An 11,934-nucleotide genomic window follows, 5' to 3' on the forward strand; every position below is an offset into this window, starting at 1 on the left:
GGCCATGGCCGAAGCCAGGGATGTTTGTGAATGAGGTAGCCGGCGGCGGCTGGGGGGTGAATACACGCGGTCTCTAACGCATATTCTCGCCGCCGGCTATGTGCATAACAATAGGGAGCAAAGCCGTCGTGGCACACGAGTAATGAGTACCCGAATACTGGTGTCCGGACTACCCAGGATGTTCGAAACGGTGGAGTTAAGGACTTTTGTCGACGTGAGATCGTGCTGGCACAGCCGTTGCAGTATCGCTACCGGGTGAGGAACCGTTTCACCGGATTAGTGGGTGCTTTCGCGCTCGCCGACCGGCCGGGGCCGCTTCCACCTGGACTCGCGCGGGCCCGGCGGGTACGCCGCCTTCCGGCCGGCGTACGTAATAACCAGGGCGGCGATCACCGGCAGGGCCGCAGCCGCCGGAACCAGTAAAGGCCCGGCCACCACCAGGGCTGCGGAGCCATAGAGGGCGCCGATGGTTATGCCCAGCTGGATGGTGAGGACCGTGAGCCCGTTGGCAGCGTCCTTGTTCTCGCCACCCGCCCGGAGGATGGCCGACTGGTTGTAGATGCCAATGGCACCCAGGCCGGCACCCCACACCGTCATCAGAGCAAGCGCGAAGAAAAGGCTGCCGCCCACGAACGGCAACGCCAGCATCGAAACGGCGATTGCCGCCGTCGTGATCAAAAGCGAACGCCGCGGGTGGGAATCGACGGTGAGCCCGGCGATCCAGATGCCGAGCAGTCCGGAGACGCCCAGCACGGTGAGGGAGAGGCTGATGGCGTAATCGGGCAGGCCGGCCTCGCGGATGTACGGGGCGATGTACGTGAAAAGCGCGAAGTGGGCCAGCACCAGCAGCGGCCAGGCGATGGCGACCGGCTTCACGCCGGGCTGGGCGATGGCCGCGCGCATGGAGGGGCGGACCTCGCCCGCGCCGCGCCGCACGGACGGGAGGAACAAAAACCCCAGGACAGCCAGGAGCACGCCGAATCCGGCGAGGGCAAGGAACGCCGCACGCCAGCCGAGGACCGTTCCAAGCGCGGTGCCGACGGGCGCGCCGATGGCCAGGCCAAGGCTGTTGCCGCTGAAGACGATGGCCAGGGCCTTGCCCACCTTGTCAGCCGGGACCACGCGGGCAACATACGGTGCCATCGTGGTCCAGAGCAGTCCATGGGCCAGGCCGCCCACCAGCCGTGCCACCATCGCGAACGTGAAGTCGGGGGCCAGGCCCACCAAGGCGTTGCTGAGCGCGAACGTCAGGACCAGCGCCACAAGCAGGGGCCGCTTGGGTATGTTGCCCAGCAGCCGGGCCGCGGGCACCACCGTGACCACGATGACGGCGGCATACGCGGCGGCGAGGTAGCCCGCCACCGGCTCGGACACGTTCAGGCCGGTGCTGATCTGCGGGAGCAGGCCGGACGGGAGCAGTTCGGTGGTGATGGCGGTGAAGGCGATGGTGGCCAGGACCATCATGGCGGCCAGCGGGAAACGCTGGACCGCCGGCGCGGAAATCGCGGAGGACATTAAGGGGAATTCCATTCAAGGGGGAGGGGAGTGGAACCGGGCGCTGCTGCCTCACAATTCCTCCATTAAATTTACCTGATGAACGAAGGGCTTCAGCGCAGTGGCGTGTCGCGGAAAAGCAGCCTGAGCTGGCTGTGTTTCCGCTGCCGCGGCGCCCCCGGGATCACAGACCGGGGCAGTACGACGGCGGCCCGCCGCCCTGGGTGCGTCCGGCCTGGCAGGCCTGTCCACTGCCGCCGGAGGGGCGTAGGGTCTGAGGGACCATGACCGAACAACAACCCTACGAGCTGGTCCACCGCTACCCGCACTTCGAGCTCCGCCGCTACCCCGCGCACGTCGTTGCCGAAGTGCACGTCAATGCATCGTTCGATCGCGCCGGAAGTGCGGCGTTCCGGTATCTGTTCAACTACATCAGCGGCAGCAACGTGGCCCGTCAAAAGCTGGCCATGACCGCCCCTGTCATCCGGGCCACCGGGCCATCGCAGAAGCTGGCGATGACCGCGCCAGTGCTGCAAAGCGGTCCGTTGTGGGGAAGCGATGAGCCCGCAGACGTCGTGGTGGCCTTCGTGCTCCCGGCCGGCCTGACGGCGGAGACCGCTCCTGTCCCGACAGATCCCCGGGTACAGATCAGGCAGGTCCAGGGCTCGCTTACCGCGGCGCTCCGATTCCTGGGCAGGGGAACTGCAGCAGCCTTTGAACGGCGCAACACCGGCCTGCAGGCTGCCTTGGCCCTGGCGGGGCTGGAAGCCGTGGGCGCCCCGCGTTTCGCCGGCTTTGATCCACCGTTCAAGCCCTGGTTCCTCCGCCGCAACGAGGTGGTGCAGGACGTGAAGGATCCCAACGCTGCTCCCGGGACATCCGGCGCCTGAGCCCTGATTGCTCACTTTGCATGAGGTGTTGTGCTCCCCAGGAGGAAGGCCTACGCCATACGCAGCCGCCGATGCCCGCCTCCCCGGGTAGGTCCGGCCGCCACTATGCCACCAGCCGTCGTCGGGAAATTACGACGCCGGCTGGCGGCCAGGGTGCCTCCACGGTGATCGTCTCGCTCGTTCCACCACCGCCGCCACCACGACCGCCGCCGCCGCCGCCGGCAACGGCGGCAGCGGCGGCGGCGGTGAAGCTCCACGTCTTGGCCGTGGCCAGCGCATTCCTGTTGGCGTCCTTCACTTCGGTGCCAATGGATGCGGTGTAGGCCGTGGAGGCAGCCAGATCCGCGTTCGGGTTCAGGGTGCCGAAAGATCTATGTAGGCGTGCCAGTACCGAGCGTTGTTTCTCGCGGAGGCCAACACCACCAGACCTGTCTGACCGTTGACGTTTTGCTTCGTTGTTGTGGGGTCGTTGATGTCCGTGTCGGTACTGCTGCTGATGATGGGCGTGCCGGCGCCGGGCGCGAAGGAAACGTTGTCAAGCGGCGCCTTCTTGTAATAGAGGGTGCCGCCCTCCTCCGGCGCGATCGCAAACATCCAGACCTGGCGGTGCTCCTCGTCGATCATGACCATGGGCCGGGTGTGGACGTCCTCGACAGCGCCGAACTGTGCGGTGGTCCATTGGCCCTTACCATCGCGCACCAGGAGCGCCACCAACGTTTGACCGACTTGTCGATTGGCTGTCTTGATCGCTGCGTAGAGGCGGCCGCTGCCGTCGCTTGTCAATTGCCTGAGGTTCAGATGGTCGTTCGCGCAGCCCCCGGTGCAGTTGTTTCCCCCTCCGAAGGCGACCTCTGTCTGCCACGACTTGTCCGGCTGACCGTCCTGGTGGACGGCAAAGTAAAACCTCTTATGCCCCGGCCGCTGATTGCTCCACATGATTCCGATCTTGTCGCCCTGGAACGACGTGACTGCGGAGATATCGTCGTGGTGCACCTGGGCGTTGGTTGTCGGTAGGACGAACGGAGTTCCCCACTCCGTGTCGCTCGTCCTCGAGTGGTTGACGTAGACACGGGTGCTGTTGTCGGACGAGACGCGGGTGTAGGTGACCCATAGCTTACCGAGGGAGTCTTTGGCCACCGTAATCGATTCCGTGCTCCCACGGTGAAGGGTGACGGGGAATCCGGTGTCTCGTGAGTAGGTCTTCGTCGACGCGTTGTAGCTGAAGCGGTGAAGCTTTGCGGAACCGGAGTTCACCGCCTCATTGGATGGTGGCGAGTTCCACTCGGAGAGCACGGTCGTGCCCGACACGACGTAGAGCTTGCCGTTGTTTGCGTCCCAGAGCGCGTCACCGCGCGCATTCGGACGTGCGTCAACAACCGTTTCCGTCTCCTGCCACGCCTGCGTTGCGCCGTCGAGCCGGTGGATCGTCGTCGCGTTTGCGGACGCGCTCCACAGCAACCCCCACCAGCTCCCATCCTGGTACCAGAGCTTGCTCTGCGCTTTGTCCGCAGTCGGGGTTTTAACGCCGTCGCCCGCGAATGACGGCCCCGGCACTCCGACATCGGCTGCTTGGGCGGGGAGGGGGAGCGCGACAGTGATGGACGACGCGAGTAGCAGAGCAATGAAAAGGCGTAGCAGACGCATAATGGTGTCCTCGGAGTTGTGTCGGTGGAGGGCATCGACCGATGGAGGACCTCGACCCCAGAGTCCGAGCGGCCAATGTTCTAGCATGGCAATTCCAGATACGTAAAGGTAGGCCTGGAGCGGAAGAAGGCACAACGATCCTCTGTACCTAATTTCGAGGAATGGGCGATAACCCCTATACCTAAATAATTCAACGGCCAACAATCCCCATGCCTGGACGGTGGTGGCATTACCCGTCCAGAATCCGCATCAGGATCGCTTTCACCGACTGCAGTACCGGGGAATTTCTCAGGCCTTACCGTTAACAACGCCTACGGCGCCCGCTCGCGGAATTCCGGACGAAGAACGGACTCGACGCGCGTGGATTCTCCCAGACGCCTGGGGCCGGAAAAACTCCGGGAACCAAATCAATTTTGTTCCAGTTCATCCCTGGGTGGGGGAGTGGCCGGCGCCCAACAGATTTCCGATTGCGGATTATGTGTTCAGCTCGGCGGCGGCGAAGGACACGGAGAACCGGGCGCACCAGATGCTGACAGAGGTGTAGTCGGCCAGCGCCGCCGCGGCCGGGATTTCATAATTCTGATCGCCCTTGTTGGCCTTAAGCGCGCCCAGGTCGAGATATGCGCCGTCATCGAAGACATACCAGCCTGCCGCTCCCTCGACCACTGGTGCGTCGCTCAGCCATACCCGAAGGTCGGGACCGTCGGATGTATCAAGGCCTTCGAGCCGGAGAATCCGGCTCCCGTCGGGGAGCTCGAGGATCTTCACCGTTCCCGAGCTGGCGTGTTCATGACTGATGAGTTGGCCTGTTGCCAGTTCACGCGGAGCGGCGACGGCGGAGGGCGCTGCCGGCGGCCCCTGGGACTGAAGGGCCGGCGTGGGGGCGGCCGGAAGATCCTCGATCAGCGTTGAGCTGGTGAAGATCCGCCAGGGCTGGAACAGGTATAGGCCCACAGCAACCACGATGGCAGCAATGAGCAGCGCAGCCGGGATGACAACGCGCTTTCTCATACCACTTCAACGCCCGGACCCATGGCGCCGTTCCGGGCCTGGAGTGCCATTCGCTAAGTAGCCGCCCGAGGTGTTCCCGGCGGCGGCCAGGTCCGCGGAAGCATCGTCCCCAGTGGCGGGCCGTTCGATGGTGACTGTCCCGGCGTCGCCGTCCACAAGGATCTGCTGGCCGCTGGCGAGCCGCTGGGTGGCCACGCCGGTGCCGAGGACGGCGGGGATCCCGTACTCGCGGGCCACGATGGAGCTGTGGCTCAGCGGGCCGCCCACGTCGGTCACCACGGCGGAGGCCATCGCGAACAACGATGTCCAGGCGGGAGTGGTGATGCGGGCCACCAGGACGTCTCCGGGCTCCATGTGGCCGAAGTCCTGCGGCCCTGCCAGAACGCGGGCGGGAGCGCTGACCCGCCCTGAACTGGCACCGACGCCCTTAATAACGTCGCCACTCTGGCGCTGCAAACCGGCCGGCATCATGGACCCGAAGGCCGGCTCCATCCACCGGCTCTCGGGTAGCATCTGCGGGGCGGCGGCCTTCGCCTGGCCCCGCCACAGCATCTTGCGCTCCTCGACGGCGGCCGCGCGGACGGGCCGCTCAGTCCCGGTAATGGCGGCGGCACCGGCTCCCGGCGGGGCGAGGCCGAACTCGACGGCGGTGCGGAGCTCCTGGATGCGCAGCCAGAACACATCGCCGGGCTCCGCGATGATCCCGGAGTGCACCAGCCGCTGCCCGAGTTCGAGCAGCATCCGCCGCAGCAGCGGCCAGGCAAGGCCGACGTCAGCCAGCGCATCCTCCCGGATCGGTGCGGTCTCCTGGGCCCACCGGAGCAGGCGGAGGAATACGGCCCGGCGGCGAGGCCCCAGCGGGGCGGCCATCTGGGCGGTGAGGTCCTCCCGGCGTTCGGTCAGCAGCCGCTGCCGCTCGTGAGGGTCGGTGCCCTGCCCGCGCAGGTAGAACTTCACCGTCTCCAGCAGGGCGGACGGATCGTCGGCCGCCACCGGAGTGGCGAAGTCCAGGTTGTAGACCGCGTGGCCAAAGAGGTCCAGGTGCTCCTGGAAGGTAAAGCGCCATTCCTGCCACAGGACGTCGTCCACACCCGCCGGTGGGGAACCGGTGCGCTGGCACTCGGCAAGCTCCGCCGTCGGCTCCTTCAGCAAAGCGGCTGTCAGCCCGGGATCGCTGCGGGCCCAGCCGGCCAGATCGTACAGTGACTTCTCCGCCCGGATGGGTTCGCTGTCGTAACCGAGGAGGAACGTTTGCGCGGGGGGATCACCGTCGCGCCGGACCAGCTTGTCGTAGAACGCCCGGAACGAAAGTTCGCTGGTGGCGGCGAGCGGAATGATCGACTGCACGGCCGTGTAGTACACCGTGCCGGCATCCAGCAGGGCGCGCACCCCAGCAAGCAGTTCTTCCCCGGTGAGCTCCGCCGGGGGCTTGGCCTGCCAGTCCTTGATCACCCGTTCGTAGCGGGGATGCGAAAACTCGCGCCAGCCCGCCACGCCCATGTGTGCCTTGCCGCGAACCAGCGAACGCACCGCCGTCAGTGACCTGCCCATTATCCGCCACATCCCGGAGCTGCGGTAATAGTAGTAGGCGTAGCCGTTGATGGTGGGCAGCCCGATGTCGCCGTCGCGGATGACGTTCTTGCCCACGGCCTCGGCCATTAAGGCTGTCAGCGAGCGCGCCACGGAGCCATCGATCAGGTCGGCAAACAGAGGTGAGAGCGGGTTCGGCAGCTGTTCCACAATGCTCGCCCGGAAGTAGAATCCCTTCGGGTACGGCAGGGGCCAGCTGTCCGGGATGTCGGCGGCCGGTTCAGGCAGCGCCGTGATGGGCCGGGACTGCAGGATGAAGAACTGGCCGCCGGCGCGCGCCCACTCGATGTCCTGAGGCGTACCGAAATGAACCGCGATCCGCTGTCCGTAGCCGGCGAGCTCGGCCGCCGCCCGGTCATCAAGCACGGGCGCACGACGGCGCGCTGCCGCCACCGGCTGCTCCCGCGTCCCGTTCTCCGCGTAGACCGTCATGACGTCCTTGTCCGCTGTCTGCCGCGACACCACGGAGCCGGTCCCGGCGTCGACGATCACGTCATCGGTGGTCACCGTCCCGCTGACCACGGACTCGCCCAGACCCCATGCGGCGCTGATCACCGTCTGGTCCCGCCGGCCGTTGGAGGGGTTGGCGGTGAACATCACCCCGGCCGCGTCTGCTTCCACCATCAGCTGGATGACGACGGCGAGCCGCACCTCATCCGGTCCCACCCCTTCGCGCGCCCGGTAGGCCATGGCGCGCGCCGTCCACAGGGAGGCCCAGCAGTCGATCACGGCGGAGGATAATGCTTCCGCCCCTCGGACGTTCAGGTAGGTTTCCTGTTGCCCGGCGAAACTGGCGGAGGCGAGGTCCTCGGCCGTGGCGGAGGATCGCACTGCGACTGCTGCATCACTGCTGCCGAGGCGCCCGTAGGCGGCCTGCAGTTCGGCGGCGATCCCGTCGGGCAAGGTGCCGCCGTGGAACAGCGCGCGGATCCGATGGGAGGCGTCCTCGTAGTCCTGCGGCGCCGCCTGTGGTGGCAGCGTGGCCAGGTCCTGGATCGCCGCTCCGAGATGGTTTTCAGTAACGAAATCCGCATACGCGCCGGTGGTCAGCACAAACCCCGGCGGGACCGGCAGCCCCGCCCGGATGAGCCCGCCCAGCCCGACGGCCTTGCCCCCGGCCGCGGAAACGTCGCTCGGTCCCACATTGCGTAATTCTTCGACAAAGGTCATGACCGCGCGTCCTCGCTGCCCGGGAAGGGGCGCCTGGAGTGAACTGGTTCCAACATAGTGGCACTGCCTGGATCAGCCGGCCACAGGTTTAGGTCCGCAGTTCTTCCCAGATCTGGTTGCGTCTGGATTACTTGAGCACGCGTGATGCCGCGTGCCTCGGTGAACCACTCGATTCGCGGGGTATGAGGGTGGGCATGGATCTCCGGATTTTTGGTTCCCTGCCAGGGTTCACGATGAGGTCGATCGCGTTGCCGGCGATCTGGTCCAGCGGGACGTGGACGGACGACAGCGGGGTTGAGAGCCGGGAGGATAGTGGTATGTCGTTATAGCCGACCAGTGCCAACTCTTCGCCCACACTGACGTGGAATCGGTGTGCTGCGGCGATGATGCCCATGGCCAGGTTGTCGTTGGCTGCGAACACGGCGGTGGGGCGCCGTTCGTCCTGCGCCAGCAAGGTTTCCCCCGCGGAGAACCCGTTCTCGATGCCGTAGCCGGCGACGATGAGCCATTCTTCCGGGGGCTTGATGTCCGCTTCCTCCATGGCCCTGAGGGCGCCGGCAAGGCGGGTGGTCCCGGTGGAGGTGAAGGACGGGCCGGTCACCACGGCGATGTCCCGGTGGCCAAGATCAATGAGGTGGCGCACGGCAAGATAGCCGCCCACCTCGTCATCACCAAGTGCGGACGGGCTGACCCCATCGGTGCGCAGCACCAGGGCGTGCGCCACATTGCGCTGGCGCAGCATGTTCGGAAGTTCGTCGTCGAGCCGGGCCGTGGCCAGGATCAGCCCGTCCACGTTGCGGTCCAGCAGGGTCTCCGCTGCGCGGCGTTCGTCCTCCGGGTCATCGCCGCTGGTGGCAACCATCGCGAAGTAGCCGCGGTCCGCTGCGGCACGTTCAAGTTCTTCGAACATCAGCGCCATGACGGTGTCACTGAGCCGCGGCACGAGCACGCCAAGGGTCCGCGTCTCGCCCCGGCGCAGGCTTGAGGCGAAGGAGTTCCGGCGGTAGCCGAGTTCCTCGGCCACTTTCCTGACGTGGGCTGCGGCGGCGGAACGCGACGTCGTGCGTTCATCCAGGGCACGGCTGGCGGTAGAGATGCTCACTCCGCTGGCGGCGGCAACGTCCTTGAGTGTGACGATAGTGCCGGGGACGGCCGGTTCCATGGCGGTTCTCCTCTTCAAAAGGGGCGTAACAGACACTCTATTCCTCCTTTTTGCAAACGTTCCCTTGACAGTGAGGTGGGACACGTTGCAATATTGAAAACGTTCCCGCAAACGTTCTCATCATAGCGGGACTACCCACCATCAAAGAAGACATGAGGTAGCTCCAATGACCATCGATCTCCGCGGACTCAGCCCCGCACCTGTCACCCCGTTCACCGAAGATGGCGCTGTCGACTTCGCTGCGATCCAGCGTCTGGGTTCGTGGCTGGGATCGATTGAGGGCGTGAAGAGCCTCGTCGTCCTGGGGCACGCCGGCGAAGGCACGTTCCTTACCGAAGAGGAACAGCTGGACGTTATTCGCGCGTTCGTGGCGTCGACCGACGGCCGTGTGCCGGTCGTGGCGGGCATCACGAAGGAGGGCAACAAGACCGCGGCCCTCGAGGCAAAGAAGGCCGTCGAGGCCGGCGCGTCAGCTGGTCTCGTCTACCCCTCGCACGGGTGGCTGCGCTTCGGATACCAGAATGGCGCGCCGCAGTCGCGCTACAAGGAGATCTATGAAGAGTCCGGTCTGCCGCTGATCCTGTTCCAGTACCCCGACAACACCAAGGCGACCTACGACCTCGACACTCAGCTGGAGATCGCTGGCCAGGAGGGCGTCTTTGCCACGAAGAACGGTGTCCGGAACATGCGCCGGTGGTACACCGAGATCCCCGCGCTGCGCGCCGCGTACCCCGAGCTGCAGGTGCTGTCCTGCCATGACGAGTACCTCCTGCCGACGATGTTCGATGTCGACGGTCTGCTCGTCGGCTACGGCAACATCGCCCCCGAACTCCTCGTCGAACTGATCGAAGCCGGCAAGGCGCAGGACTACCCGCGTGCCCACGCCATTCACGAGCGGCTGCTCCCGGTGACCAAGAACGTCTACCACCGCGGGTCCCACATGGAGGGCACCGTCGCCTTGAAGTGGGGCCTCGTGAACCGCGGCATTCTGGACCACGCCACGGTGCGCACCCCGCTCCTGCCCCTGCCAGAGGGCGCCGATACCGAAATTGCGGAAGCCTTCGCCGCCGCAAACATCGGCAAGGTCACCGTCAGCGCCTGATCCCTGCTTCCCCGGATCCTCACGGGTGGCGGGCCACCGCCCGCCACCCGTGCCCAACTCTTTACTCTCCACCCCGGTCATAGACGGCCCAGCAATGTCGCTGTATAAGGAGGACTCGCCGATGCGCGAGCAGCAGAATAAGACCATCACCCACCCCGGAACCAGGGAGGAGCAGATGGCAACCCATCAAGGACACCCGGCCGAAGGCAGCACGAAAAAGCACCGCACCTTCCTGGGCTACCTTGCCCTCATGGGCCCGGCGTTCGTGGTCGGTGCCTGGCAGTTCGGTCCCGGAAACCTGACCACCGCCGTGCAGGCCGGAAGCCGGTTCGACTACACCCTGGTCTGGGTCATCGCAGTATCAACGATCCTCATGATCTTCTTCACCGACATGAGCGTCCGCCTCGGGATCGCCACACCCACCTCCCTGATCACCTCGATCAAGGAACACCTCGGCAAACCTGTCGGCATCCTTGCCGGGTTCGGCGTCTTCGGCATCACACTCATGTTCTCCGTGGGCAACGCCGTCGGATCAGGGCTGGGGCTGTCACTGATCTTCGGGGGCTCCCCGGTGCTGTGGACCGTCGTCTGCACCGCCGCCGTCGGTTTTGTCCTGGCCTTCAAGAACGTCTACGGAATCGTCGAAAAAGCACTCCTGGTTATCGTCGTCCTCATGGGCGTGGCCTTCATTGCCAGCACCGTCGTCGCCCAGCCGGACTGGTACCGGTCGATGGAAGGCTTGGTCCCGCAACTGCCCGCCGGCAGCGAAATCCTCATTGTGGCACTCGTGGGCACCAACTTCTCCATCAACGCCGCCTTTTACACCTCCTACGGCGTCAAGGAACACCGCCGCACCCGCGCCGACTACCGCGACATCACCCTCGTCGACACGATCCCCGGCATTGTCGCCCCCGGCATCATGACCGCCCTCGTCATCATGGTCGCCGCCGCCGTCCTCGGCAAAACCGGGGCCGAAGCCGGAACCATCAACGCCCTCGCCTCCATCTTCACGCCCCTGGCAGGCCCCATTGGTGCGACGGTGTTCGCCCTCGGCCTCTCCGGCGCCGCCTTCTCGTCCATGATCGCCAACGCCACCGCCGGCGGCACCATGCTTTCAGACGCCATGGGTCGGGGGGCCAAAGCTGGATCACCCGCAGCCCGCATCGTCACCGCAATGATCCTGGCCTTCGGCCTCATCATCACCCTGTCCTTCCAGTCCTCACCGGTCGGACTGATCGTCATCGCCCAATCCCTCACAGTCCTCATCGCACCCCTGCTGGGCGTCCTGATCGTCATCATGGCCAATAAGACCGCCGTCATGGGGGAGCTCCGCAACAAGTGGTGGCACAACCTCTTCGCCGCCATCGGCCTCATCGCCATCATCGCCTCCTCCATTCGGCTCATCACCACCCTGGTCGGCTGAAGGACCAACCACCCCAAGCCCAATGCAGTGCCCCCATCCTCAAGGGTGGGGGCACTCTTTTGTGCAACATGACTCAGGGCGCCGCGGGTGATGGTGTAGCGGATTCACGACGAGAAACTCGCCAAAGCAGCAGAACTTGGTGCCACCGTGACGCTCGGCGCTGACCAGATGGATGTGCCCTCCTACCTGCAGGAAACTACGGCGGCGTGGACTTCGCCTTTGAGGCCATAGGCCGGGTGTCCACCATTGAGAGCCTGCCCGTGTGTAGCGCTGCTTCCCGCTCCGCCTATCAGCACTGCTGCCCTATCCGTCGAAAGCCCCTCCCGAGGGGCTTTCTTCATTATTGGCTTCCGGTTGGTGGCCCACCGAAGCGGCTATATCATCCTAAGCATGCTTACCATTGGTGTTTCAGTCTGTTGGCTACCGGCTGGTCAGGCGGGCGCGGACC

9 protein-coding genes and 1 pseudogene are annotated in these 11,934 nt (G+C 65.4%); 3 read left to right on the forward strand and 7 right to left on the reverse strand.

The window, feature by feature from the left end:
• Nucleotides 1–276 precede the first annotated feature (276 nt).
• Complete coding sequence (locus tag FBY31_RS18575) at nt 277–1,515, reverse strand: MFS transporter (protein ID WP_142044005.1); 1,239 nt, start codon at nt 1,513–1,515, stop codon at nt 277–279.
• 263 nt (nt 1,516–1,778) lie between these two features.
• Here FBY31_RS18575 and FBY31_RS18580 point away from each other — a divergent pair, with 263 nt between their 5' ends.
• On the forward strand, nt 1,779–2,384 hold the full coding sequence (locus tag FBY31_RS18580; RefSeq protein WP_142044007.1) for an SOUL family heme-binding protein: 606 nt from the start codon (nt 1,779–1,781) through the stop codon (nt 2,382–2,384).
• Between the two features lie 103 nt (nt 2,385–2,487).
• Here the strand turns inward: FBY31_RS18580 and FBY31_RS18585 are convergent, their stop codons facing one another.
• The 6 genes and pseudogenes from FBY31_RS18585 to FBY31_RS18610 all read right to left on the reverse strand — a co-directional run bounded on the left by FBY31_RS18585 (nt 2,488) and on the right by FBY31_RS18610 (nt 8,961).
• Complete coding sequence (locus tag FBY31_RS18585) at nt 2,488–2,682, reverse strand: hypothetical protein (protein ID WP_235013121.1); 195 nt, start codon at nt 2,680–2,682, stop codon at nt 2,488–2,490.
• Nucleotides 2,683–2,772, reverse strand: a pseudogene (locus FBY31_RS23820) (hypothetical protein); the annotation flags it as partial.
• Nucleotides 2,739–4,028, reverse strand: coding sequence for a hypothetical protein (locus FBY31_RS18590; RefSeq protein ID WP_142044011.1), 1,290 nt, complete (start codon nt 4,026–4,028; stop codon nt 2,739–2,741). The pseudogene FBY31_RS23820 and the gene FBY31_RS18590, both read right to left, overlap by 34 nt.
• Before the next feature lie 474 nt (nt 4,029–4,502).
• Nucleotides 4,503–5,039 carry a DM13 domain-containing protein gene (locus FBY31_RS18600; protein ID WP_142044013.1) on the reverse strand — a complete coding sequence of 179 codons (537 nt, stop codon included), beginning with the start codon at nt 5,037–5,039 and terminating at the stop codon, nt 4,503–4,505.
• A gap of 6 nt (nt 5,040–5,045) precedes the next feature.
• Nucleotides 5,046–7,799, reverse strand: a complete 2,754-nt coding sequence (locus FBY31_RS18605) for a PEP/pyruvate-binding domain-containing protein (RefSeq protein ID WP_142044015.1) — start codon at nt 7,797–7,799, stop codon at nt 5,046–5,048.
• Between the two features lie 127 nt (nt 7,800–7,926).
• Nucleotides 7,927–8,961 (reverse strand): LacI family DNA-binding transcriptional regulator, encoded by a 1,035-nt coding sequence (locus FBY31_RS18610; RefSeq protein ID WP_142044017.1) that lies wholly within the window; start codon nt 8,959–8,961, stop codon nt 7,927–7,929.
• Nucleotides 8,962–9,127: 166 nt separating this feature from the next.
• Between FBY31_RS18610 and FBY31_RS18615 the strand changes: the two genes are divergently transcribed.
• Together FBY31_RS18615 and FBY31_RS18620 are read left to right on the forward strand one after the other, a co-directional pair.
• On the forward strand, nt 9,128–10,063 hold the full coding sequence (locus tag FBY31_RS18615) for a dihydrodipicolinate synthase family protein (RefSeq protein ID WP_142044019.1): 936 nt from the start codon (nt 9,128–9,130) through the stop codon (nt 10,061–10,063).
• A 121-nt stretch (nt 10,064–10,184) separates the two neighbouring features.
• Complete coding sequence (locus tag FBY31_RS18620; RefSeq protein ID WP_200833400.1) at nt 10,185–11,486, forward strand: Nramp family divalent metal transporter; 1,302 nt, start codon at nt 10,185–10,187, stop codon at nt 11,484–11,486.
• Nucleotides 11,487–11,934: the final 448 nt, after the last annotated feature.

The sequence above is a fragment of the Arthrobacter sp. SLBN-100 genome (assembly GCF_006715305.1).
Classification (GTDB): Bacteria; Actinomycetota; Actinomycetes; order Actinomycetales; family Micrococcaceae; genus Arthrobacter.